20 protein-coding genes and 3 tRNA genes are annotated in these 25970 nt (G+C 54.9%); 5 read left to right on the top strand and 18 right to left on the bottom strand.

The window, feature by feature from the left end; genetic code table 11:
• Positions 1-38: 38 nt before the first annotated feature.
• From rnr to nnr, 13 genes are all read right to left on the bottom strand, one after another.
• Positions 39-2489, bottom strand: coding sequence for a ribonuclease R (gene rnr, locus IB226_RS14800; RefSeq protein ID WP_192236125.1), 2451 nt, complete (start codon positions 2487-2489; stop codon positions 39-41).
• Between the two features lie 16 nt (positions 2490-2505).
• A complete protein-coding gene (gene nsrR, locus IB226_RS14795) occupies positions 2506-2949 on the bottom strand; it encodes a nitric oxide-sensing transcriptional repressor NsrR (RefSeq protein ID WP_008103609.1) in 444 nt (147 codons plus the stop codon).
• 191 nt (positions 2950-3140) lie between these two features.
• Complete coding sequence (locus IB226_RS14790) at positions 3141-4439, bottom strand: adenylosuccinate synthase (protein ID WP_008103611.1); 1299 nt, start codon at positions 4437-4439, stop codon at positions 3141-3143.
• Between the two features lie 180 nt (positions 4440-4619).
• The gene (locus IB226_RS14785) at positions 4620-4817 is read right to left on the bottom strand and encodes a DUF2065 family protein (protein ID WP_192236123.1); all 198 of its coding nucleotides are present in this window, start codon (positions 4815-4817) and stop codon (positions 4620-4622) included.
• A gap of 57 nt (positions 4818-4874) precedes the next feature.
• Positions 4875-5879 (bottom strand): protease modulator HflC, encoded by a 1005-nt coding sequence (hflC, locus tag IB226_RS14780; protein WP_101762865.1) that lies wholly within the window; start codon positions 5877-5879, stop codon positions 4875-4877.
• Between the two features lie 3 nt (positions 5880-5882).
• Positions 5883-7118, bottom strand: a complete 1236-nt coding sequence (hflK, locus tag IB226_RS14775; protein ID WP_101762864.1) for an FtsH protease activity modulator HflK — start codon at positions 7116-7118, stop codon at positions 5883-5885.
• Between the two features lie 227 nt (positions 7119-7345).
• On the bottom strand, positions 7346-8626 hold the full coding sequence (hflX, locus tag IB226_RS14770) for a ribosome rescue GTPase HflX (RefSeq protein ID WP_007892011.1): 1281 nt from the start codon (positions 8624-8626) through the stop codon (positions 7346-7348).
• Positions 8627-8706: 80 nt separating this feature from the next.
• Positions 8707-9024: an RNA chaperone Hfq gene (gene hfq, locus IB226_RS14765; protein ID WP_101762863.1), complete on the bottom strand. Its 318-nt coding sequence runs from the start codon at positions 9022-9024 to the stop codon at positions 8707-8709.
• 110 nt (positions 9025-9134) lie between these two features.
• Positions 9135-10076: a tRNA (adenosine(37)-N6)-dimethylallyltransferase MiaA gene (gene miaA, locus IB226_RS14760; RefSeq protein ID WP_110867436.1), complete on the bottom strand. Its 942-nt coding sequence runs from the start codon at positions 10074-10076 to the stop codon at positions 9135-9137.
• Positions 10069-11922 (bottom strand): DNA mismatch repair endonuclease MutL, encoded by a 1854-nt coding sequence (gene mutL / locus IB226_RS14755; protein WP_192236121.1) that lies wholly within the window; start codon positions 11920-11922, stop codon positions 10069-10071. The genes miaA and mutL overlap by 8 nt, the downstream gene beginning before the upstream one ends.
• A gap of 43 nt (positions 11923-11965) precedes the next feature.
• On the bottom strand, positions 11966-13624 hold the full coding sequence (amiB, locus tag IB226_RS14750) for an N-acetylmuramoyl-L-alanine amidase AmiB (protein ID WP_192236119.1): 1659 nt from the start codon (positions 13622-13624) through the stop codon (positions 11966-11968).
• The gene (tsaE, locus tag IB226_RS14745) at positions 13621-14097 is read right to left on the bottom strand and encodes a tRNA (adenosine(37)-N6)-threonylcarbamoyltransferase complex ATPase subunit type 1 TsaE (protein WP_192236117.1); all 477 of its coding nucleotides are present in this window, start codon (positions 14095-14097) and stop codon (positions 13621-13623) included. The genes amiB and tsaE overlap by 4 nt, the downstream gene beginning before the upstream one ends.
• 3 nt (positions 14098-14100) lie before the next feature.
• A complete protein-coding gene (gene nnr, locus IB226_RS14740; RefSeq protein WP_192236115.1) occupies positions 14101-15618 on the bottom strand; it encodes a bifunctional ADP-dependent NAD(P)H-hydrate dehydratase/NAD(P)H-hydrate epimerase in 1518 nt (505 codons plus the stop codon).
• Between nnr and queG the strand changes: the two genes are divergently transcribed.
• Positions 15617-16756 (top strand): tRNA epoxyqueuosine(34) reductase QueG, encoded by a 1140-nt coding sequence (queG, locus tag IB226_RS14735; protein WP_192236113.1) that lies wholly within the window; start codon positions 15617-15619, stop codon positions 16754-16756. The genes nnr and queG overlap by 2 nt on opposite strands.
• 435 nt (positions 16757-17191) lie before the next feature.
• On the opposite strand, the gene IB226_RS14730 is transcribed toward queG, so the two are convergent.
• From IB226_RS14730 to orn, 4 genes are all read right to left on the bottom strand, one after another.
• Positions 17192-17267: transfer RNA gene (locus tag IB226_RS14730), tRNA-Gly, on the bottom strand.
• Positions 17268-17464: 197 nt separating this feature from the next.
• Positions 17465-17540 (bottom strand) — tRNA-Gly (locus IB226_RS14725).
• Positions 17541-17568: 28 nt separating this feature from the next.
• Positions 17569-17644, bottom strand: a tRNA-Gly gene (locus tag IB226_RS14720).
• A gap of 299 nt (positions 17645-17943) precedes the next feature.
• Complete coding sequence (gene orn / locus IB226_RS14715) at positions 17944-18492, bottom strand: oligoribonuclease (protein ID WP_192236111.1); 549 nt, start codon at positions 18490-18492, stop codon at positions 17944-17946.
• 103 nt (positions 18493-18595) lie between these two features.
• On the opposite strand from orn, the gene rsgA reads away from it, so the two are divergent.
• The 3 genes from rsgA (at position 18596) to mscM (ending at position 23980) form a co-directional block, all read left to right on the top strand.
• On the top strand, positions 18596-19639 hold the full coding sequence (gene rsgA / locus IB226_RS14710; protein WP_101762855.1) for a small ribosomal subunit biogenesis GTPase RsgA: 1044 nt from the start codon (positions 18596-18598) through the stop codon (positions 19637-19639).
• 93 nt (positions 19640-19732) lie between these two features.
• Positions 19733-20629 (top strand): archaetidylserine decarboxylase, encoded by an 897-nt coding sequence (gene asd, locus IB226_RS14705; protein WP_101762854.1) that lies wholly within the window; start codon positions 19733-19735, stop codon positions 20627-20629.
• A gap of 15 nt (positions 20630-20644) precedes the next feature.
• On the top strand, positions 20645-23980 hold the full coding sequence (gene mscM, locus IB226_RS14700) for a miniconductance mechanosensitive channel MscM (RefSeq protein WP_192236109.1): 3336 nt from the start codon (positions 20645-20647) through the stop codon (positions 23978-23980).
• Positions 23981-24032: 52 nt separating this feature from the next.
• Here the strand turns inward: mscM and mdh are convergent, their stop codons facing one another.
• A complete protein-coding gene (gene mdh / locus IB226_RS14695) occupies positions 24033-24968 on the bottom strand; it encodes a malate dehydrogenase (protein ID WP_097095873.1) in 936 nt (311 codons plus the stop codon).
• A 424-nt stretch (positions 24969-25392) separates the two neighbouring features.
• Between mdh and argR the strand changes: the two genes are divergently transcribed.
• Positions 25393-25863: a transcriptional regulator ArgR gene (argR, locus tag IB226_RS14690; RefSeq protein ID WP_008101964.1), complete on the top strand. Its 471-nt coding sequence runs from the start codon at positions 25393-25395 to the stop codon at positions 25861-25863.
• Positions 25864-25970: the final 107 nt, after the last annotated feature.

Raw genomic sequence — 25970 nt, 5'->3', positions numbered from 1 at the left:
ACGGTTTCGTCAGGTCGCCCTGCAAGGCGACCAAACTATCAGGCTTCGTCAGGCTGCTTCTTCGACGCGCGCTTAGACTTGGTGGCGGCGGCGATTTTACGGGTTTTCTCGGAGACTTTTTTGCCTTTTTTCTCGGTTTTAGCCGGTTTTTCAGCAACCGCAGGCTTTTTCTTCTCGCTGCGGAACGCTGAATCAGGTTCGAAAGTGCCCTTCTTGCCGGCATCACGACGACGCTTGGCTGGCGGTTTGCCACCGCGTTTCTCACGCTCACGTTCGGTTTTGCCTTCGCCGCGCGGTACACGCTTGCTGGAGATCAGCGCGAAGTCGATTTTACGCTCGTCCATATGCACGGCTTCAACCCGCACTTCCACCGCATCGCCCAGACGATAAGTACGGCCGCCGGATTCACCAATCAGACGCTGACCCACCGCATCGAAGCGATAATAGTCGTTATCCAGCGAGGAGACGTGCACCAAACCATCGATAAACAGTTCGTTAAGACGTACGAAGAAACCAAAGCCGGTCACGCTGGAGATCACGCCGTTGAACACGTTGCCGACCTGATCCTGCATGAAGTCACACTTCAGCCAATCGGCAACATCGCGCGTGGCTTCATCAGCACGGCGCTCGGTCAGTGAGCAGTGTTGGCCCAGCTGCAGCATCTGCTGCATGTCGTAGTGATAGCCGCCGGTCGGCGTGGTGATGCCATCCACTTCGCCGCGCTCTTTTGCCAGCAGATATTTGATGGCGCGATGCAGCAGCAAATCCGGATAGCGGCGAATCGGCGAGGTGAAGTGCGCGTACGACGCCAGCGCCAGGCCGAAGTGACCCCGGTTTTCAGGATCGTAAACCGCCTGTTTCATCGAACGCAGCAGCATGGTTTGCAGCATTTCTGCGTCTGGCCGATCGGCCACTTGCTTCAGCAAGGCGGCATAATCGGTCGGGTGTGGCTTAGTGCCACCCGGCAGGCTTAAGCCCAGCTCGTTCAATACGGTACGGAAGCTTTTGATGCTGTCTTCGCTTGGACGATCGTGATCGCGGAACAGCGCAGGCTCTTCATTTTTCTCAACAAAACGCGCTGAGGCGATATTGGCGAGAATCATACACTCTTCAATCAGCTTATGCGCATCATTGCGTGACGTGCGCTCAACGCGCTCAATGCGACGCTCGGCGTTGAAGATGAACTTGGGTTCATCGGTCTCAAACGAAATGCCGCCACGCTGCTCGCGCGCGGTTTCCAGCACCTGATACATGTTGTGCAACTCGTGCAGATGAGGAACCTGAGCCGCGTATTGTTCACGCAGATCGGCATCACCTTGCAGAATGTTCCACACTTTGTTGTAGGTCAGTCGCGCATGGGAATTCATCACCGCTTCATAGTGTTTGAAACCGGTAAGTTTGCCGCTGGAGGAGATGGTCATCTCACACACCATGCACAAACGATCAACCTGCGGATTCAGCGAGCACAAGCCGTTGGAGAGAATCTCCGGCAGCATCGGGATAACCTGCGACGGGAAATAGACCGAGGTGCCGCGCTGATGCGCTTCATCGTCCAGCGGCGTGCCCGGACGTACGTAATAGCTGACGTCGGCAATGGCCACCCATAAACGCCAGCCGCCGCCGCGTTTCTTCTCGCAGAAAACCGCATCATCAAAGTCACGTGCATCTTCACCATCAATGGTGACCAGCGGCAACTTACGTAAATCAACACGTCCCAGCTTCGCTTCTTCCGGTACTTCTTCTTTCAGCTTAGCGATCTGCTTCTCAACTTCTTCCGGCCATGTGTGCGGGATTTCATGGGTGCGCACCGCCATATCGACCGCAAGGCTGGTGCCCATATCGTCGCCCAGCAGCTCGGTCACTTTGCCGATCGCTTTGGTGCGACGCGTCGCACGTTGGGTGATTTCAACCACCACCACTGAACCCATACGCGCGTTAAGCGTTTCTTCTTGCGGGATCAGGATGTCGAAACTCAGGCGGCTGTCATCCGGCACCACAAAACCAGTACCTGCATCGGTAAAGTAGCGGCCGACGATCTGGCTGTTACGTGGCTCAAGCACGCGCACCACGCGCGCTTCACGACGACCTTTACGATCGGCGCTGCCTGGCTGCGCCAGAATCACGTCGCCGTGCAGGCAGAATTTCATCTGCTCAGCAGAGAGATAGAAATCATCTTTCTGACCTTCTACGCGCAGGAAGCCATAGCCATCGCGATGGCCAATCACTTTACCGCGAAGCAGATCAAGACGTTCTGGCAGGGCGTAACATTGACGGCGAGTAAACACCAGCTGGCCATCGCGCTCCATGGCGCGCAGACGACGACGCAGCGCTTCCAACTGCTCTTCGCTGGTGATATTCAATTCCTGCGCGATGTCATCGCGGCTGGTCGGCTTTTCGCGTTTTTCCAGCAGTGCCAGAATAAATTCGCGGCTTGGAATTGGGTTTTCGTATTTTTCAGCTTCTCTATCCTGATAAGGATCTTTTGACATTACGGTTCCTCCGATGTCATTTAATTTGGATTGCCACCGGCGGTTCGGACAATAAAAGTTGGTACAGCGAATCGTTATCTTTGACCAAATCGGCCAGCGTATACTTGTCCAGTTCCTTGAGGAATAGCTGGACCGCATCGTGCAATGCTTTACGCAAACGACAGGCTGGCGTGATCACACACTCGTCGCAGTTCACGAGCTGCAATGGCTCCATTCTTCGCACCACATCGCCAATGACGATTTTTTCCGGGTCCATGCCTAAACGAATTCCGCCGTTTTTACCGCGTGTTGCGGCGACAAAGCCAGCCCGGCTAAGTTGATTGATGATTTTAACCATATGGTTACGCGACACCCCGTAGGTATCGGTGACTTCGGTAATGTTGGTCTGCTTACCTTCCGGTAACGTCGCCATGTAAATCAAGGCACGCAGACCATAATCGGTAAAACTTGTTAGCTGCACATATACCTCAGTGAATCATCGAACGTTATGGTTATGCGCCGGTCGGCGTGATGTTTAAATATGATGATAAACCAGAGCGTGGTGGCCGGTGCGTTTTTTTCCGGCAAGTATCGATATTTGCAAGAAAAAATAGAGTGAGTGGAGTCAAAGATTAGAAATACAAAGGCCGGACAGAGTCCGGCCTGAGGAGATTATGCGTCGAACGGGTCGCGCAGAATCATGGTCTCACTGCGGTCTGGGCCGGTAGAAATAATATCAATCGGCACACCGGTCACTTCTTCTACACGTTTGATGTAGTCACGTGCAGCTTGCGGCAAACCTTCCAGCGTCTTAACGCCGAATGTGGTCTCGCTCCAGCCTGGCATGGTTTCGTAAATCGGCTCAATGCCTTCCCAGCCTTCAGCTGCCAGCGGCGTGGTGGTCATTTCGCGGCCATCTGGCATGCGATAAGCCACACAGATTTTCACTTCTTTCAGGCCATCCAGCACGTCCAGTTTGGTCATGCAGAAACCTGACAGGGAGTTGATCTGTACGGCACGGCGAACGGCAACCGCATCCAGCCAGCCGGTACGACGACGACGACCGGTGGTCGCGCCGAACTCGTTACCTTGAGCACACAGGAACTCGCCGGTTTCATCGAACAGTTCGGTCGGGAATGGACCGGCACCAACGCGCGTTGAGTAGGCTTTTACGATACCCAGCACGTAATCAACATAGCGTGGACCAATACCTGAACCCGTCGCTACGCCACCTGCGGTGGTGTTTGATGAGGTCACGTATGGATAGGTACCGTGGTCGATATCCAGCAGCGTACCCTGCGCACCTTCAAACATGATCAGGTCGCCACGCTTGCGCGCGCCGTCCAGCAGATCAGACACATCAACCACCATGCTGGTAATGATATCGGCCACCGCCAGCGTATCACTCAGCACTTTTTCGTAGTCAACTGCATCGGTTTTGTAATAGTTAACCAGCTGGAAGTTGTAGAAATCGACGATCTCTTTCAGCTTCACCGCAAAGGTTTCTTTGTTGAAGAGATCGCTCACGCGCAGACCGCGACGTGCCACTTTATCTTCATAGGCAGGACCGATACCGCGACCGGTGGTGCCGATAGCTTTAGCGCCACGCGCTTTTTCGCGCGCCACGTCCATTGCTACGTGGTACTGCAGAATCAATGGGCAGGCTTCAGAGATCAACAGACGTTCACGTACCGGCACACCGCGCTCTTCCAAACCTTTCATCTCTTTCATCAGCGCTTCAGGCGACAGGACAACGCCGTTACCAATGATGCTGGTGACGTTTTCACGCAGGATGCCAGATGGAATTAAGTGGAGGACGGTTTTTTCACCGTTGATGACAAGTGTGTGGCCTGCATTATGGCCACCTTGGTAACGCACGACGTAATTCGCGCGCTCTGTCAGAAGGTCTACGATCTTACCTTTACCTTCGTCACCCCATTGGGTGCCCAGTACGACGACGTTCTTACCCATTTTTTCAAAATCACCGATTGCTTAAAAATGGATTCTACCACCTGACTTTTACTCTTTCAGCACTTTTAGCATACGATTGCGCTGTTTTTTGCCTGAGTTTTGCGCAGCTCACAACATGTTGGGGGAACAGCGGCCAACAGACACAATTGAGTCGGGCGGCCTCACATAAATTCAGGCTGATTAACGCGCATGCATGCTGATCATGGCGTAAATCACCACGCCGGCCACCACTAAACCGCCACCAAAACGATGTAAGAGACGATCGGGCAACTGCGTCATCGCCATAATCATCCGCCGCCACACGCGTGGCATTAACATCGGTCCAAGTCCTTCCAGCACCAAAACCAAAGCCAGCGCCATCCAGATGGTTGAATTCATGATTTTTTCCCAAAAAAAAGGCCGACAACATTGTCGGCCTGGACTTTATATCAGTTCTTAACGCGTGGCGTTAGAGGGCGCTTTCATATAGCGGAAGAAATCGCTATCCGGGCTCAGCACCAGCACATCCTGGTTGTCTGAGAAGCTATTCTCATAGGCGCGCAGGCTGCGGATAAAGGCATAGAAATCCGGATCCTGGCTGAAGGCATCAGCAAACAGTTTTGCCGCTTCACCATCACCTTCACCGCGCGAAATCAGCGCTTCACGCTGTGCTTCTGCCAGCGTGCGCGTAACCTGATAATCGGCCTGTGCACGCAGTTTCTCTGCCTCTTCCTGACCTTGTGAACGCTGACTACGCGCTACCGCTTCACGCTCGGCGCGCATACGGTTGTAGATCGCGTCAGACACTTCAGTCGGCAGGTTGATCTGCTTGATGCGCACGTCGACAACTTCAATACCTAACGCAGCCATGCTGTTCGGGTTTGGTGCCGGCTCACTGCTGTTGGTTTCACGTTCTACACGTGCTGCCGCACTCGCAATCGCATCATCCGCGGCTGGCGTCTGAACGTCATCATCATTGCCAGCGCTGCCGGTGTTCAGGGCATCACGCACGTCGGTGGTTAAACGGCCACGTGAATCAGTCACGATGTCTTTCACATCCAGACGACCCATTTCAGAACGCAGACGGTCACTGAACTTACGTTTCAGCAGCACTTCTGCCTGAGAAACGTCGCCACCACCGGTTGCCAGGTAGTAACGGCTGAAGTCACTGATGCGCCACTTGATGTAAGAATCAACGATCAGGTCTTTCTTCTCTTTGGTAACAAAGCGGTCAGCCTGGTTATCCATGGTCTGAATGCGCGCATCAAGTGATTTCATGGTTTCGATAAACGGAATTTTGAAATGCAGACCCGGTGCGTACACCAGCGGTTTGTTTTCGTCATCACGCAGAACCTTACCAAAGCGCAGCACGATGCCGCGTTGGCCTTCCTGCACCACGAACAGTGACGCGTAAAGCACCACCAGCACTACAATAATTACGGCGATGATTGGCTTACGCATCGATTACTCCCTCCCCTGGCGCTGGGTATCGTTGCGCAGCGCATTGGCGCGACGCTGATCCATGATGCTGTCTGGACTGTAAGATGAAGAATCTCCACGGCTCGCATTACTATCGGACGACGAAGGAGACTTCATTAAATTCGTCATTTTCTGACCGCCCTGGCCAGATGCCTGACCACCGCGCATCAGTTGATCCAATGGCAGGACTGTCAAATTATTACCACGATCGCTGATCAATACCTTGCGGGTATGACTCAGCACACGTTCCATGGTTTCAATATAGAGACGCTCTTTCGTGATTTCTGGTGCAGCTTTATATTCAGGCAGCAAGCGAGCAAAACGCGCCACTTCACCTTGCGCTTCTAACACCGTACGTTCTTTGTAAGCACGCCCCTCTTCGAGGATACGTTGCGCCTGACCATTAGCACGCGGCTGAACTTCGTTCGAATAAGCTTCAGCTTCACGGACGTATTGTTCACGGTTTTCACGTGCGGCAATCGCATCATCAAACGCGGCTTTTACTTCTTCTGGTGGGCGCGCCGCCTGGAAGTTTACGTCCAGCAGGGTAATACCCATGTTGTACGGACGGATAGTCTCGTCAAGCTCACGCTGAGTTTCGCTACGTACCACGGTACGACCTTCCGTCAGGATGCGGTCCATGGTTGAGCGACCAATCACGCCACGCAAGGCGCTGTCGGTGGCCTGACGCAGGCTGTCATCGGCACTGGTCACGGCATACAGATAACGCTCAGGATCGGTCACGCGGTACTGCACGTTCATCTCAACGCGCACTACGTTTTCATCCGACGTCAACATCACGCCAGACGCCGCCAGTTCACGTACGGCTTCTACGTTAACGGCGCGAACCTGATCGACGAAAGTCGGTTTCCAGTTGAGGCCTGGCTCAACCAGATGGCTAAATTTGCCAAAGCGCGTGACGACGCCACGTTCCGCTTCTTTGATAGTGTAGAAACCGCTAGCCGCCCAGATAACGACTGCCGCTACGGCAACAATGCCAACCACTTTGCCACCGCTACCGCCGCTGCGCTGGCCATTGTCATTCTGTTTGCCACCGCCCAGTCCGCCGAGTTTTTTACTCAACTTTCGGAAGATATCATCCAGATCAGGTGGTCCCTGATCGCGACCTCCTTTATTTCCCCCAGAGTTGCCGCCTTGATTATTGCTGCTTCCCCACGGGTCGCGGTCCTGTCCGTTATTTCCGGGCTGATTCCACGCCATGTTTCTACTCCATTTATTGTATTTACGTTTTTTACCCTTCATCTTTCGGATTGCAGCTTCGTTGGCTGCCTTCGTTCACTCCAGTCACTTACTGATGTAAGCTCCTGGGGATTCACTCAGTTGCCGCCTTGCTGGAATCCGAAATATTCGGGTGAATCCTGCACATACGGCCTGCAACGATAATGACGACAATCTAAAAGATATTGAGTAAAGGCGTTTGGGCAATTTCAAACAATATAACTGGCTAGCGACGGCTCTTGTTTACACAGACGACGCCAATCAACTATCGGCATACGCACGTGCAAACTCACACAGCCATCATCTTCATTCCATTCTTTTTCTATAGCATGCAACTGATAAAAACGACTGCGCAAACGGCCCGCTTCCGGCGGCAGACGTAAATCGTACTGCGCGATTTCACCGGCTAAACGCTCAGAGAGCGCCTGCCACAGCAACGGCAGACCCACGCCGCTCTGTGCAGATAACCACACACGAATCGGCTGGTTCTCTTCGTTGCGATCGATACGCGGCACAAAGTCCTCAAGCATATCGATTTTGTTCATGATCAACAGCGCCGGAATTTCGTCAGCTTCAATCTCTTCCAGAACTTCATTTACTGCATCAATGTTGTCATTCACACGCAAATCGGCGGCGTCAATCACATGCAGCAGCAATGTCGCCTGACGCGTTTCCTGCAGCGTGGCTTTAAACGCCGCGACTAAGTCGTGCGGCAAATGACGGATAAAACCAACGGTGTCTGCTAAAACCACTTCACCTACATCCGCCACATTCAAACGACGCAATGTCGGATCAAGTGTCGCGAACAGTTGATCCGCTACGTACACATCCGCAGAGGTAATCGCGTTGAACAGAGTGGATTTACCGGCGTTGGTGTAACCCACCAGCGAAACGGTTGGCACGTCAGCTTTGGCACGCGCTTGTCTGCCCTGATCGCGCTGTTTTTCGACGCGTTCAAGACGGGAGAGAATCTGACTGATACGGCCACGCAGCAAGCGTCGGTCCGTTTCCAGCTGAGTTTCACCCGGACCACGTAAACCGATACCGCCTTTCTGGCGTTCAAGGTGTGTCCATCCGCGAACCAAACGGGTTGCTAAATGGCGTAGTTGTGCCAGCTCGACCTGCAATTTACCCTCATGGGTGCGGGCGCGCTGGGCGAATATATCGAGAATTAAGCCGGTGCGATCGATTACGCGACATTCGCACAGCCGTTCAAGATTACGTTCCTGAGCAGGAGTTAAGGCATGATCGAATAAAACGACCGATGCTCCACTCGCTTTTACCGCATCGGCAATTTCAACTGCCTTTCCTTCACCGACAAAATATTTGGGATGTGGCGCTTTACGGCTGCCCGTAATGACTTGCAGCGCTTCAACGCCCGCAGAAGAGACAAGAGTTTCAAACTCCTGCAAATCTTCCAGCTCTTTGTCTTGGGAGAACCAGATGTGTACCAGTACGGCCTGCTCACCGGCATCATAACGGTCAAACAAGCTATAACCTCGCTAAAATAAAATAACCAGGACAGGAAAACGTGCTCGTTCTCCAGCCCTGGCTTTACGGCAGCGCAAAATTATTCTGCGTTATCGCCGTCTTGTTGTGGCTGCGACTGAGCGCTTTGATTGCTTCCGCTGTGATGATAGTTGCTGCTACCACCGCTGCCGCCCGCGTTATTGCTATGGTGCGACACTGGACGAGAAGGAACCACTGTAGAGATGGCGTGTTTATACACCATCTGGCTGACCGTGTTTTTTAACAGAATGACGAACTGATCAAAGGATTCAATTTGCCCTTGCAGCTTAATACCATTCACCAAATAGATCGAAACCGGTACACGTTCACGACGCAATGCGTTCAAAAACGGGTCTTGTAAAGATTGCCCCTTAGCCATTCTATCTTTTCCTTATATGCTTGTTGTTTGTTGCTTTAAGAACCGTGGTTCAGAAAAACTGCGTAAAAATTTGCGCACGATAACGGACCAATTGTACACAATCATCCCTGCTACGCACTAACTACCTTAAGCACCGCATTACGCGCTAACTCTGGCTCATCACTGTTTAACCAGTGTACTTCAGGCCAGCCACGTAACCAGGTCATCTGGCGTTTAGCGAGCTGCCGAGTGGCGCAAATTCCCCGATAAACCATTTCGTCGTAATCGATTTCACCTGACAAATAAGACCACATCTGGCGATAACCTACACAGCGAATGGAAGGCATGTCCGTATGCAAATCACCTCGCGCAAACAGTGCACGAGCCTCCGCTTCAAATCCTGACGCTAGCATCTGGTCGTAACGCAACGCAATGCGTTGATGTATCAGTTCACGACTCGCAGGTGCGATAGCAAACTGGTACACGTCGTAGGGTAACGCTTCGCCGGAGGTTTTTGTCAGTTCCGTTAAAGTTTTACCCGAAATAAAAAAAACTTCCAGTGCTCGCGAAAGTCTCTGCGGATCATTCGGATGAATACGACTACCGGCGACCGGATCGATTTCACACAGCTGACGGTGCAGGGCTTCCCACCCTTTCTCCGCCGCCATTTGCTCTATTCGCTGACGCACCTCGGGATCGGCCGAGGGCAACGGCGACAATCCTTCAAGTAACGCCTTGAAGTAGAGCATGGTTCCACCAACAAGCAACGGAATCTTCCCCTTCCGGGTGATATCCGCCATTTCTGCCAACGCATCGCGACGAAATTCTGCGGCGGAATACGCTTCCGCCGGATCGCGAATGTCCAGCAAACGATGGGGCGCCAGTGCTAACTCTTCTGCCGACGGTTTCGCCGTGCCAATATCCATCCCGCGATAGATTAAGGCAGAGTCAACGCTAATAAGTTCCACCGGAAGTTGCTGACGCAGCGAAATCGCTAATGCCGTCTTACCGGAGGCGGTAGGCCCCATCAAAAAAATTGCCTTTGGCCGGCTAGCCTGGTTTAGTTCACTCATGCTTCAACGCGTTTAGCGCGCTCTCAATCTCAATGGTCTGTAACAGACCTGAAGGCGGCGACTTCAGCAGTTGCGGACAAAGCCTTTCCAGCTCTGCCAGCAGTGCAATCGCCTGCGAGTGATTCCAGTGAGCGTCTTCTGCATCATCTCGACGCGCCAGCCATTGGGCCAACGTGGATGCAGAAACCTCTTGCTGCCGGGCCAGGTAGCCTAACAGTTCTGGAATCAAGATTTGTAAATTTTGTGTTCGTAACGGTAAAGGCACCGCGCGCAACGTCACGTGTTGCCCTTCTCGTTGTAAATCAATGCCCATCTGGCTCAGCAGCGCGGCATGATCGGCGATGGCGGCCAGCTCGGGCGCAGCAATTTTCAGGCGCACCGGGATCAGCAGCGGCTGCGGTTTTAAACCCTCTTCCCCTGGTTCAAGCTGGGCCTGTTTTAGCCAGCGCGCCGCCACGGCCAGCGATAACAATTGCAATGCGCTACCACGTTCCAGCAGCGCATAACGATCCTGCAAAACGCTTAACACGCGGCCAAAACTTTGCGCATGAGCGGCCAGCGGCGCTTCACGCTTTTCCGGCAAACGCACCGGAGCCGCGGCAGGAACTGGCGCAGCGCGCGGCGTTTCTACCATCGGCGTTTTCATCAACTGCTTATAGGCATTACCTTCACGCGCACTATAAACCGGCTCTTTATTCTGCCAATTCGCATTCGCGGCCGCAGAAGCCCCGCCGCTGCGTGGCGTGTTGCTGGGTTGTGCAAAGTGGTTCGCGCCTGCCGCCTGACGGTTTTCTGGCTGCCACTTCGGCGCAGGTTCTTCGGCGTGGGCGATGGGCAATTCCGGCGCGCGGCTGGCTTGCAGCGCACTCATCACGCCTTGCCAGATAAAATCATGTACCAGACGCGACTGATGAAAACGCACCTCGTGCTTAGCCGGATGGACGTTGACATCCACCTGATGCGGGTCGATCTCCAGATAGAGCACGTAAGCTGGCTGCTGATCGTCACCAAGCTGCGTTTGATAAGCCTGACGAATCGCGTGATTGATGAGCTTGTCGCGCATCATGCGTCCGTTGACGTAGCAATATTGCAGATCGGTAACCTGGCGCGAACCGTGAGGATCGGCGACCCAACCGCGCAGCGCTAAATCATCGTGCTGCCACTCAATGCGTAAAGCGTGCTGCATAAACGTGGTGCCGCAAATGGCCCCTAAACGCCGCTCCCGCTGCGCATCTTCACTGACCGCGCGATACTGACGCATTAACTTACCGTTGTGGCTAAGCGAAATAGCGACATCAAAGCGTGCCAGCGCAATACGACGAATCACCTCATCGATATGGGTAAACTCGGTCTTTTCAGTGCGCATGAATTTGCGGCGAGCGGGCGTGTTATAGAACAGGTCGAGCACTTCCAGCGAGGTACCTACCGGATGCGCAGCCGGTTTCACCTTCACATCCATGTCGCGCCCTTCCGCGTAGGCTTGCCAGGCTTCGCTTTGGTCGGCGGTGCGTGAAGTCAGCGTTAAACGAGAAACGGAACTGATACTAGCGAGCGCTTCGCCACGAAAGCCGAGGCTCATGATCGCCTCAAGGTCATCAAGCGAAGCAATTTTGCTGGTCGCATGCCGCGCCAATGCCATTGCAAGCTCGGCTTTGGCGATACCGCAGCCGTTGTCGCGAATGCGGATGAGCTTCGCGCCACCTTTCTCAATATCGACGTCAATGCGCGTGGCACCGGCATCAAGGCTGTTTTCCACCAGCTCTTTTACGACCGACGCCGGGCGCTCAACCACTTCGCCTGCGGCAATCTGGTTCGCCAGCTGCGGCGGTAAAATCTGTATTGGCATGGTGGTGATCCTTCTGGCTGGTTGGCTCACGGGGAGCCAACAATCAGGATTGCGGAATTTTTAAGTTTTGCCCCAGCATCACATTGCTCGACTTCATATTATTCGCCTGCATGATGGCTTTTGAGCTCACGCCATAGTGCGCGGCAATCGCCGTGAGGGAATCACCGCGCACCACTTTATGCCGGGTTGGACGACTCGCCGCCACGCTGACGCTGGATTTCGCGGGCACCTTCAGGCGCTGTCCCACCCAAACCACATCGCGCTTCAGGCTATTCATCTCACGTAACGTCGCCATGCTCACGCCATATTTTGCCGCGATGCCCGACAACGTTTCGCCACGCGTGACGGTATGACGCTGCGTTGCGCCGGTATATTGCACCGTGCCGGTCGCCGGGTTGCTGGCGACGCTAACCGCTGGTGCGCTGTCCAGCGGCCGGTTTTCCTCCTTTGGGATCGATTGCAGCGGATGCGTAAGGAAATAATTGCGCAGGCCTTTATAAATCGACTGAGCAATCTTCTCCTGATACGCGCTGCTGCCAAGCAGCCGCTCCTCCGCGGCATTACTAATAAAGCCGGTTTCGACCAGTAAAGAGGGAATATCCGGGGAACGTAAAACGCCAAGGCTGGCATGTTCCGGCAGACGCTTATGCAGCGGCGTAATACCGCGCAACTGCTGCAGGACTTTGACGGCGACGTCATAACCTACACGCTGTGAATGACCAAACTGCAAATCCAGCACTGCCTGGCTAAGATAGGGATCGGCCTGGCTGTTCGCCAGCAGATCCCCTGCGCCGCCCAGCAGCTCAGATTGTTTCTCTTTCTGTTCCAGCCAGTTCGCCATTTCGTTATTGGCGCGGCGGTTAGACAGCACCCAAACCGATGCGCCGGTGGCTGAGTGATTTGGCGCGGCGTCGGCGTGAATGGATACCAGCAGGTTCGCGTTCTCTTTACGCGCCACTTCTGAGCGGCCCATTACCGAGATGAAATAGTCGCCGTTACGCGTCAGCACCGGTTTGAACATCGGATCCTGATCCATCAGCGCTTTCAACTTACGCGCAATTGAGATGGTGACATTTTTCTCGTGCAAACCGTGCTGGCCAGATGCGCCGGGATCCTGACCGCCGTGCCCGGCATCAATCGCCACAATTACCACATCGTTGCGACTAACCGAGTTGCCGGGACGCACGGTGGTATTGCTGCTGGTCACCGCTGTCACCTGATTGGCGTTGAACGGATTGCCCTGGCTGCTGCTGCTCGGCTGGCTTTCACGCGCGGTGGTAACAGGCGCGGCTGCGGCCGGGCGCTTCGCTGGCTGCGTCCCACGAATGGTGAACACCACGCGATAATTATTGCCATCGCGCTGCGTGCTGGCGCGCGTCTGCGCGGGCTGCGTCAGTTCGAACACCAAACGCAGGCTTTGCTTATCCTTCGGCTGGCTATGGCGAATGCGCTGCACAATATTTTCGCCACTAAAATTGAGCGGCAAACCTTTAATCGCGCCGCTTTGACGAATATCCAGCACCACACGATTGGGATTGTGCAGCGGAAAAAAGCCATATACGGGCTGACCGTTAAAGCTCAGCGTGACGGTAGCCTGGCTATCGCCATTTTCGACTTTGATATCCGATAACGTGGCAGACAACGCCGAGGCAGAAAACAGGCACAGCAAGCCCAGTACAATGATTTTCATCCGTGACATCATGCCGGATCCCTGCCTTGCTGGAATTGGGTTAACAGCGCTTCGCCCGTGGCGGAAATCGCGCTTATTTCGGCTTCACGCGCCGCATCCACGTAGCGCAACGTCAGCGCTAAATCGGGCTCAGGCAGCACGCCGGTGCCCTGCTGCGGCCACTCCACCAGACAGAGCGCATCGCCGGTGAAATAGTCGCGGATGCCCATGAACTCCAACTCTTCGGGATCGGCAAGACGATAGAGATCGAAATGGTATAGCGTGCGAGAGCCGAGCTCGTAGGGCTCGACCAGCGTATACGTTGGGCTTTTTACATTGCCTTGATGGCCGAGCGCCTGCAGAAAACCACGGCTAAAGGTGGTCTTACCGGCACCCAAATCGCCATAAAGATAGATCACCAGCGCGCTGTTGCAGACGCGCGCCAATTGCGCACCCAGATTCAGGGTTGCCGCCTCATCGGGCAAAGGGATAACACAGGTCTTCATGCTTTATTGTTGGATCATCTCTGGATTAACAAACTGCCACAGCAGCTCGAACAAATCAGTGGCTAACATGCCGCGAGTACCGCGCTGACGCGCGACGGCATCGGCTGTTGCCCCATGCGCGACACAGCCTGCGCAGGCTGCATCAAGTAATGTCAGTTTCTGGCCGAGCAGAGCGGCAATAATCCCGCTCAGCACATCGCCCATGCCGCCAGACGCCATGCCCGCGTTGCCCACATCGGCAATGGCGATGTCACCCGCCGCGCTGGCAATCACCGTGCCCGCGCCTTTCAGAACCACCACGCCGCCGTAGCGTTTCGCCAAGGCGCGCGCAGCGTGTAAGCGGTCACTCTCAATCTCGCTGGTTTTCACCCCCAGCAAGCGCGCAGCTTCGCCGGGATGCGGCGTAATGATGCGATTCTGACGGTTATCCTGCTTGATTGCCAGCAGGTTAAGCGCATCCGCATCCCAAAGCATCGGCTTTTCACTGACCGCGATCTTTTTCAGTGCCTTCTGAGCCCAATCGCGCTGGCCGAGCCCCGGTCCAACGGCGATCACATCCGCCCACTCCAGCGCCTGATCCAGCCGTTCATCGCTCAGCGCATCAACCATTAACTCCGGTCGCGCGGTGAGAATCGGGCCAATATTATCTTCATGTGTCAGCACGCGCACAAGTCCGGCGCCGGTTCGCAGGGCGGCTTCACCGGTCATGCGAATCGCGCCCGCCGTGCCGCTGTCACCGCCGACCACCAATAGCCGCCCCTGATCACCTTTATGTGAAGTAGCGCGACGTGGTTTCAGCCAGCGCGTTAAATCCCCGGCGTCATAGCGTGAAATCGGTGCCTGCTCAGCGGCAAGATATGCCGACAAGCCCAACTCATGGTTGTGCAGAACGCCAACGTAATCGCGCGCCTTGCCGGTCAGTTGGCCGGGTTTCAGCGTAATCATGCTTAGCGTGTGATCGGCGATGACCGTTTCGCCCGGCGCCGTGCCATTAGCCGCCAGCAAACCAGAGGGAATATCGATCGCCAGCACCGGTGCGGCATGCGCGTTGATGAGTGTGATCAGGCGATCGTAGGGATCGGCGGACGCGCGATTCAGGCCGGTGCCGAGCAGCGCATCGACAATCACCTCAACCTGCTCCGGCCAGGGCGCATCCGCCGCGTGAATCACACCGCCCGCCGCCAGCCATGCGTCTTGCGCCTGCTGCGCTTCTTCTGGCAGAGCTTTACTGCCCGCACACGCCAGCAGCGTCACGTTCAATCCTGCTGCCTGCGCCAGTCGCGCCACCACATAACCATCGCCGCCATTGTTGCCGTGCCCGCACAGGATCAACCAATGCTGCGCCTGCGGCCACAGCTGGCGGCCTAATTCATAGCTGGCCTGGCCCGCACGTTGCATCAGCTCAAACAGCGTTAAGCCCAGGCTATCGGCGGCATCGCGTTCCAGTTGCGCCATCGCCTGCGCAGGCCAGACAGAGTGTGTTAAACTGCGCGCGTTTGCTTCAATTGCCTGGTTTCTCATGTCATATCCTCTCGATCTTCAACAGCTCGCTGAACAAATTAAACAGTGGGGACGCGACCTCGGCTTCCAACAGGTCGGTATTTGCGATACCGATCTGAGCGCCGAAGAGCCCAAACTGCAGGCGTGGCTGGATAAGCAATATCATGGCGAGATGGATTGGATGGCGCGCCACGGCATGATGCGTGCGCGGCCGCATGAGCTGCTGCCTGGCACGCTGCGCGTGATTAGCGTACGCATGAATTACCTTCCAGCTAAAGCCGCCTTTGCCAGCACCTTAAAAAATCCGCAGCTGGGCTATGTAAGCCGTTATGCGCTGGGCCGCGACTATCACAAAGTATTGCGCAATCGACTGAAAAAGCTCGGAGAAATGATCCAGGCGCACTGTGGCGAACTCAATTTTCGTCCGTTCGTCGATTCCGCACCGATTCTGGAACGCCCGATTGCCGCTAAAGCCGGTTTAGGCTGGACCGGCAAACATTCGCTGATCCTCAACCGTGAAGCGGGTTCGTGGTTCTTCCTTGGCGAACTGCTGATTGATCTGCCGTTACCGGTCGATCAGCCCCAGGAAGAGCAGTGTGGACGCTGTGTCGCCTGTATCACTATCTGCCCCACTTCCGCTATCGTCGAACCTTACGTGGTCGATGCGCGTCGCTGCATCTCCTATCTCACCATCGAGTTGGAAGGCGCAATTCCTGAAGAGTTCCGTCCGCTGATTGGTAATCGAATTTATGGCTGCGATGATTGCCAGCTGATCTGCCCGTGGAATCGTTACGGCCAGTTAACCGATGAAGATGATTTCTCGCCGCGCGCGGTGCTGCATGCGCCGCCGCTCACCGATCTGTTCAAATGGGATGAAGCCAAATTTCTGCGCATCACCGAAGGTTCAGCGATTCGGCGTATTGGGCATTTGCGCTGGTTGCGAAATATTGCGGTGGCATTGGGCAATGCGCCCTGGGCAGAAGAAAATATGGCGGCATTAGCATTGCGCAGCGGCGAACATCCCCTGCTTGATGAGCATATTGAATGGGCGATTGCACAGCAGTTGCAGAAACGCGCGGCGCAAGCGGTAGAAGTGCAGCCAGCGAAGAAACAGCGACTGGTGCGCGCGGTCGAAAAAGGCCTGCAACGTGATGCGTGATTGAGCAGTCGCACAGGATAAAACGCTTTTCCACATGCTGTGAATAAAATTATCCCACTGAATCGTGACGGAGATCGTAATTTCGTCTTAAGGGCAAGATCACAGTCTGAAATAGTTATAACCACTTACAAATCAATCAATTAAGCGATTATTGTAAATATTCACGTCGTATTTAGCGCGCAGGGGTTTGTCCAGAGCTTGTGGATAACTCTGTTCAAAACAGTTTTAAACAACGGGGAAAACGCCGTCAGAAGCTTGCAGGCGCATTGTGGATAACCTGTAAGATAACTGCATCAGACAACAAGCATTATCGCTGCTAGCGAGGCGTGCAAAATTTCCAGAAAAAAACGGTGTCGCATGCGATCAAAAAAGATCTGCAGCAGTTTTAATTCTGATTGCGCCTAAGGGCAAATAACATTAGTGAATATGAAAATCTGGAGCGGGAAACGAGACTCGAACTCGCGACCCCGACCTTGGCAAGGTCGTGCTCTACCAACTGAGCTATTCCCGCATAATCTTCGTATTTTAGTCTGCTACTGCGTTGGCTGCCTTCACTCACCCAGGTCACTTACTCATGTAAGCTCCCAGGGATTCGTTCAGTTGCCGCCTTGTTGCAAACTAAAATACTCGATTCTGACTCTTCGTATTTTTGTCACAACAATCACGCTAACGACTAAATCCGTGATTTGGATGGTTTACTACAAACTCTGGAGCGGGAAACGAGACTCGAACTCGCGACCCCGACCTTGGCAAGGTCGTGCTCTACCAACTGAGCTATTCCCGCATTAGAGGTTTACTACTCAACGAAAGTTTGGAGCGGGAAACGAGACTCGAACTCGCGACCCCGACCTTGGCAAGGTCGTGCTCTACCAACTGAGCTATTCCCGCATAATCATCGTATTTGTGTTGGTTACTGCGTTGGCTGCCTTCACTCAATCAGGTCACTTACTGAAGTAAGCTCCCAGATATTCGCTCAGTTGCCGCCTTGTACCCAACTCAACTACTCGATTCTGAACTTCGTCGTACTACTTTACTTCTCCGTTCCGCATGAAATTCTTCACCGGTACGGGGTGCGCATTATACGAGAAATCCTTTCAGTCGCAAGAGTCTAAAAGCAAAATTTTGCGCTTTCCGCGCGTTCGCTGCTTTTATCGACAACCTGATGATTTCCTGCGCACCCGCGGCGGTTAAAGCTGCAGGAAGTGCTCGCGATAGTACGCCAACTCGGCGACGGACTCGCGAATATCATCCAGCGCCTGATGGCTACCGGACTTTTTAAAACCTGGCAAGATATCTGGTTTCCAGCGGCGCGCCAGCTCTTTCAGCGTGCTGACATCAAGATAGCGATAGTGGAAATAGGCTTCCAGTTCAGGCATGTACTTAAACAGGAAGCGACGATCCTGACCAATACTGTTGCCGCAAATCGGAGAGGTGTTCGCCGGCACCCACTGTTTCAGGAACTCGATGGTGGCCAGTTCCGCCGCACGGTCATCGTGCTCGCTGGCTTTGACGCGCGCCACCAATCCGCTATTGGTGTGCGTGCGCACGTTCCATTCATCCATCAACGCCAACTGATCGTCAGATTGATGCACCGCGAACACCGGGCCTTCTGCCAGGATGTTAAGGTTGGCATCGGTCACGATGGTAGCGATCTCAATAATGCGATCGCGTTCCGGATCCAATCCGGTCATTTCGAGGTCGATCCAAATCAGGTTGTTTTCATTTCCAGCTGTCATGCGTTTCCCGCCTGTTGCCAAAGTCGTCATTAAACTCATTTCAGGTGTATCATAGACGTTTTGCCCAGCAGGGCGAAACCTGGCGAAAGCCGTGAGAGGATGCGTGAGTAAAAACAAACTGTCGAAAGGTCAACAACGTCGCGTAAGCGCCAACCATCAGCGTCGTCTGCAGCAACGGAGCGATAAGCCGGAGCCGGATGATAGTCTGTTTGGAGAAGCGGCTGATGGCGTGGTGATCAGCCGTTTCGGCATGCACGCAGACGTGGAAGATAGCGAAGGCGTTGTGCATCGCTGTAATATCCGCCGCACCATTCGCTCGCTGGTCACTGGCGATCGCGTTTTATGGCGCGCTGCCATTGGCGGCGGCAAAGGGATCGTCGAAGCGGTACACGAACGTAAGACGGTGCTTACGCGCCCAGACTTCTATGACGGCGTGAAACCGATCGCCGCCAACATCGATCAGATCATTATCGTTTCGGCGATCCTGCCAGAGCTGTCACTCAACATCATCGATCGTTACCTGGTCGCCAGCGAAACCCTTGGCGTGGAACCGCTGCTGGTGCTCAACAAAACCGACCTTTTAGATGCCGAAGGCCGCGCGTTTGTTGATGAGCAGATGGAGATCTATCGCAACATTGGTTATCGCGTCTTGATGGTTTCCAGCCACGCCAAAGATGGCCTGGTTGAACTGGAAAGCGCCTTAACCGGCCGTGTCAGCATCTTTGCCGGCCAATCTGGCGTGGGTAAATCGAGCCTGCTGAATAACCTGCTTGGCCTGGAGGTAGCAGCTGAAATTCTGACCAACGATGTGTCGAACGTTTCTGGATTAGGTCAGCACACCACCACCGCGTCACGCCTCTACCACTTCCCGGCGGGCGGCGATGTGATCGATTCACCGGGCGTACGTGAGTTTGGTTTATGGCATCTGGAGCCAGAACAAGTGACGCGCGGCTTTGTCGAATTCCGTGAATTCCTTGGCGGTTGCCGTTTCCGCGACTGTAAGCACGATACCGATCCTGGCTGTGCCATTCGCGAAGCGGTAGAAGAGGGCAAGATTGATATCTCCCGCTTCGATAACTACCACCGAATTCTGGAAAGTATGGCGCAGGTAAAGACGCGTAAAAACTTTTCCTCCGACGCAGATTAAGCAGTACAACGGCACATTCGCCAACGCGCTGGGGCGCTGCTACAATCCGCCCCCTTTTTTGTTAACGACACGTAATTAAGCCAGGAGGCAACGGTGTTTGATCGTTTTAAACTCGGCCTGAATCATATTTTGCCTAAAAAAGGGCTCACCGAGCTCGCCGGTTGGGGTGCCAGCCGCCGTGGTGGCTGGCTCACTAAAGCGGTCATCGACCTATTTGTCTGGTACTACAAAGTGGATATGGCGGAAGCCAGCAAGCCACATACCGGCAGCTACCGCACCTTCAATGATTTCTTCGTGCGCCCGTTAAAAGAGGGCGCGCGTCCGATCGATACTGATGCCTCTTTACTGGCGCTGCCCGCCGATGGCGCGATCAGCCAGCTGGGCCGCATTGCCGGCGATCAGATCTTCCAGGCCAAAGGCCACACTTACAGCCTGCAGGCGCTGCTGGCCGGTAACGACGATCTGGCGGATCAGTTTCATGACGGCGAGTTTGTTACCACTTATCTCGCCCCGCGCGATTATCACCGCGTGCATATGCCGTGTAACGGCATCCTGCGCGAAATGATCTATGTGCCGGGCGATCTCTACTCCGTCAACCCGCTGACCGCACGTAACATTCCGAATCTGTTTGCGCGTAACGAGCGCGTGATCTGCGTATTCGATACCGATCATGGCCCGATGGTGCAGATCCTTGTCGGTGCCACCATTGTGGGTAGCATCGAAACCGTGTGGGCGGGCACCATTACGCCACCGCGCGAAGGTGTGATTAAACGCTGGCGCTATCCGTCTGCCGATCATGATGGTGCGGTGGTGCTGTTGAAAGGCCAGGAAATGGGTCGCTTCAAGTTGGGTTCAACGGTGATCAACCTGTTCGCGCCGAATCGCGTGAAGCTGGCAGAAAGCCTTGAAGCCGAAAGCAAAACCCGCCTCGGTCAGCCGCTGGCCATCGCCCTGCCTCAGCCTGGCGACAGCGTCTCACTTAGCAAATAACCCGGAATCTCTCCCGTGCGTGTTTTCCTCTCCTTGCTGCTGAGCCTTGTGCTCAGCAGTTCTGTATTTGCAGCCACCGTTCCGCAATCCAGCCAGCTAAAGCAGGAACTGGATGCGGCTAAATCGGCGAAAACCTCACCCGCGCAAACCGAGCAGGTGCAGGCGCTCGATTCGGCGATCAATTTCCTCAACGAGCGCGATGAGTCGCTGGAGCGCGCGAAGCAGTATCAGCAGGTGATTGATGATTTCCCGCGGCTGGCGCGCGAATTACGTCAGCAGATCGCCACGCTGACGGACAGCAGCAAGGCGGTGCGCAGCAATATGAGCAGCGCCGAGCTGGATCAGGAGCTGTTGCAGGTTAGCAGCCAGCTGCTGGAGGAAGGCCGTCAGGCGCAGCAGGAGCAGGATCGCGCGCGCGAGATCAGCGATTCACTGTCGCAGCTGCCGCAGCAGCAAACCGATGCACGCCGGGCGATGACCGAAAGCGATCGTCGCGCGCAGAGCGCTTCGACGGCGACTACGCCGCTGGCGCAGGCGCAGATTTACGCGCGTCAGGCGGAAAACGCCGCCAACAAAGCGCGCGTGGACGAGTTAGAGCTGGCGCAGCTTTCGGCGAATAACCGTCAGGAACTGGCACGTATGCGCGCTGAGGTGCATCAGCGCAAAGCGACTCAACTGGATAACTATCTGCAGGCGCTGCGCAATCAGCTCAACAATCAGCGCCAGCGCGAAGCTGAACTGGCGCTTGAGCGCACCGAGCAGCTGGCGGAAAACAGCGGCGATCTGCCGAGTTCGATCAGCGATCAGTTCCGCGTTAACCGCGAACTCTCCGCCGACCTTAATCAACAAGCGCAGCGCATGGATTTAGTCGCTTCGCAGCAGCGTCTGGCCACCAATCAGACCTTGCAGGTGCGTCAGGCGCTGAGCACGCTGCGTGAGCAGTCGCAATGGCTGGGGGCGTCCAATCTGTTGGGCGAAGCCTTGCGTGCGCAGGTTGCCCGTCTGCCAGAGATGCCGAAATCTCAGCAGATTGACAGCGAAATGGGCCAGCTGCGGGTGCAGCGTCTGCATTATGAGGATCTGCTGGAGCGCCAGCAGGAACTGCGCAAAGCCAAACAGGATGACGGCACGCCGTTCAGCAGCGATCAGGTGCGCATCCTCGAAGCGCAACTCAAAACCCAGCGCGAACTGCTGAACTCACTGATTTCCGGTTGCGATACGCTGATTCTGGAAATCACTAAGCTCAAAGTTTCCAATACGCAGCTGCAGGATGCCTTAGCCGAAGTTAAAGATGCGACGCATCGCTATCTGTTCTGGACCGCTGACGTTAATACCATCGGCCTGAATTTCCCGGTGGAGATGGCGCAGGATCTCAAGCGTCTGTTGTCGCTGGATACCGCCGGCCAGCTCGGCAAAGCGCTGGCGATGATGTTTACCAATCGCGAAACCGTGTTGCCGATAATTGGTGCGATTCTGCTGGTTGGCTTCAGCATCAGCTCACGTCGTCACTACAACGCCTTTATGGAGCGCTCCGCCAGCCGCGTCGGCAAAGTGACGCAGGATCGCTTCAGCCTGACGCTGCGCACGGTATTTTGGTCGATTCTGGTGGCGGTGCCGCTGCCGGTATTGTGGGCCGCGCTCGGTTACGGTTTACAGCATGCCTGGCCTTATCCGTTCGCCGTGGCGATTGGCGATGGCATCACCGCCACGCTGCCGCTGCTGTGGGCCTTTATGATCAGCGCCGCGTTTGCACGTCCCGATGGCTTGTTTGTGGTGCATTTCCGCTGGCCGCAAGCGCGCGTGGCGCGTGCCATGCGCTATTACTCGCTGTCGGTGGGGTTGATTGTGCCGCTGATCATGCTGCTGATCGCCTTTGCCAATCTCGACGATCCGCAATTCTCCGGCACGCTGGGACGCGTGTGCTTCATCCTGATTTGTGGCGCGCTGAGTATCGTTACCGTTAGCCTGAAACGCGCCGGTATTCCGCTCTATCTGGATAAAGAGGGCAACGGCGATAACTTCGTAAACCGCATTTTGTGGAACCTGATGATTGCCCTGCCGCTGGTGGCTGCCCTCGCCTCCTGCATCGGTTATCTCGCCACCGCGCAGGCGCTGCTGGCGCGTCTGGAAACCTCGGTGGGCATCTGGTTCTTCCTGCTGGTGGTGTATCACATCATCCGCCGCTGGATGCTGATTCAGCGCCGCCGCATCGCCTTTGACCGTGCACGTCAGCGTCGTGCCGATATGCTGGCCAACCGCGCGCGCAGTGAAGAAGAGAAAGAGCAATCAACGCCAGCGAATGCTGACACCATTGAAATCGATGAGCCAAGCATTGATCTCGACGAGATCAGCGCACAGTCGCTGCGTCTGGTGCGTTCCATCCTGACGCTGATTGCGCTGGTTTCGGTGATTGTACTGTGGTCAGAAATCCACTCGGCGTTTAGCTTCCTTGATAACATTCCGCTGTGGAATGCCAGCACCACCATTCAGGGTGTGGACAGCGTGCAGGCGATTACGCTGGGTGCGGTGTTGATTGCGATTCTGGTGCTGATCATCACCACGCAGCTGGTGCGTAACATGCCCGCGTTGCTGGAACTGGCGCTGTTGCAGCATCTCAGTTTGGCGCCGGGCACCGGCTACGCCATTACCACTTTGACCAAGTATGCTTTGATGCTGATTGGCGGCTTGATTGGCTTCTCAATGATGGGCATTGAGTGGTCGAAGCTGCAGTGGCTGGTTGCGGCGTTGGGTCTGGGTTTGGGCTTCGGGATGCAGGAGATTTTCGCTAACTTTATCTCCGGCCTGATTATCCTGTTTGAGAAACCGATCCGTATTGGCGATACCGTGACCATTCGCGACCTGACTGGCAGCATCACGCGCATCAACACGCGTGCCACCACCATCACCGATTGGGACCGCAAAGAGATCATCGTGCCGAACAAGGCTTTCATTACTGAGCAGTTCGTGAACTGGTCGCTGTCGGATTCAGTGACGCGTGTGGTGCTGACGATTCCAGCGCCCGCCAGAGTCAACAGTGATGAAGTGACCAACATTCTTAAGCAGGCAGCCGATCGCTGCACCTACGTGCTAGATATGCCAGCGCCGGATGTGTTCCTGGTCGATCTGCAGCAAGGTATTCAGCTGTTTGAACTGCGCGTGCATGCGGCGGAGATGGGGCATCGTATGCCGCTGCGCCATGAACTGCATCAGCTGATTCTGCGCGGCTTTGAGGAGCACGGCATTGAGATGCCGTTCCCGCCGTTCCAGGTGCGCATGGAGACGTTAGGAAAGCAAAACCCCGCGACTAACGGTGCGCCCGCCAATAAGACCTTCAAATCTGGCGGATTATAAAAACAAAACGCCCGGCAGATGCCGGGCGTTTTTTATTGCCGCTCGGAGTTTATCACTTCACAAACTCTTCGCCCTGCGCGATATCTTTCTTCAGCGTTTCCAGCATGCCGTTTAGCGCCTGCTGTTCAAAGGCACTCAGCGTGCCCAGCGGACGGCGTTCAACGATGCCGTTTTTGCCCAGCAGCAGCGGCTGCGAGAAGAAGCGGGCATATTCGCCATCGCCTTCCACATACGCGCACTCCACCACGTTGGCTTCGCCTTGCAGGGCACGAATCAATGACAGGCCAAAACGGGCCGCTGCCTGTCCCATCGACAGCGTCGCCGATCCGCCACCGGCTTTGGCTTCCACCACTTCGGTGCCCGCGTTCTGAATACGTTTGGTGAGATCCGCCACTTCCTGCTCGCTGAAGCTCACGCCTTTCACCTGCGACAGCAGCGGCAGAATCGTTACGCCAGAATGCCCGCCCACCACCGGCACTTCAATCTCGTTAGGCTGCTTGCCTTTTAGCGCCGCGACAAAGGTATTGGCACGGATGATATCGAGGGTGGAAACGCCAAACAGGCGATTCTTGTCATACACGCCGGCTTTTTTCAGCACTTCGGCCGCAATCGCCACCGTGGTATTCACCGGATTGGTGATGACGCCAATCAGCGCTTTTGGCGCGGTACTGGCAACCTGTTCGATCAGGTTACGCACGATACCGGCGTTGACGTTAAACAGGTCGGCGCGATCCATGCCCGGCTTACGTGCCACACCCGCGGAGATCAGCACCACATCAGCACCATGCAGCGCAGGTGTAGCATCTTCACCGCTAAACCCTTCCACGGTGACTGCCGTTGGGATATGACTGAGATCGACCGCCACACCGGGCGTTACCGGGGCGATATCGTAAAGTGAGAGAGCTGAGCCTGCGGGTAATTGCGTTTTGAGCAGCAGTGCGAGCGCCTGGCCAATACCACCAGCGGCACCGAGAACGGCAACTTTCATCCTGAACTCCTTATTAAGGTGGGGCAGAGATATGCCGAAAATCCATCAGGTTACGAGTTTAATCAACTTCTCAGGCGATAGCGACTAAACCTGTCGCGCACTAAACACTACGCCGCAATCGGCTCCCGAGACATCTCCACTTCAGAAGTCGCCTGAATGATTCATTCGCAGCCAGAAGACAATGGACGGCAATGATCATCGATATTGTTGTTACCACTTCAATAATATAACAACTTTGCAACCTTCGCTTTGCGCGTCCACCCGCGATTTTGGTGCAACATCATATTCTGTTATGATGCCCGCCCCGCAGGTCATTACCGCGATTCTCTTACCAGACTTATTGCATAAAAATTCATCTAAATGCATAATAATTTATCTGCCGTGGGCCTGTTGCCCTCTGCAACCCCTTTTTAATTGGTAGCTTATGCGAAACCCATCGAAACAAGACGACTTGATTAAGGCGTTTAAAGCCTTATTGAAGGAAGAGAAATTCAGCTCCCAGGGCGAAATCGTGCAGGCGCTGCAGGAAGACGGCTTCGAGAATATTAATCAGTCCAAAGTTTCTCGCATGCTGACCAAGTTTGGCGCGGTGCGCACGCGCAACGCCAAGATGGAGATGGTTTACTGCCTGCCTGCTGAACTCGGCGTGCCCACCACCACCAGCCCGCTGAAGAATCTGGTGCTGGATATCGATTACAACGATGCGTTAGTGGTGATTCACACCAGTCCGGGCGCGGCGCAGCTGATTGCGCGCCTGCTGGATTCGCTGGGCAAAGCGGAAGGCATTCTCGGCACCATTGCCGGTGATGACACCATTTTTATTACCCCCGCGCGCACCTTCTCGGTAAAACAGCTGTACGACGCGATCCTGGTTTTATTCGAACAAGAGCTATAAAACCCTGCTGCATACCGGCAGTTCCTCTGCCGGTTATCTTGCCCTTTGCGCTTCATTTATAACCATTCTGTTACAAATCCCTTTGTAAATAATAAGTTATCCATATG

It is taken from the genome of Pantoea sp. PNT03, assembly GCF_014852515.1.
In the GTDB taxonomy this organism is placed as follows: Bacteria; Pseudomonadota; Gammaproteobacteria; order Enterobacterales; family Enterobacteriaceae; genus Pantoea; species Pantoea leporis.
The sequence above is the reverse complement of the archived record's forward strand: the minus strand, read 5'-3'. Positions and strand labels throughout refer to the sequence as shown.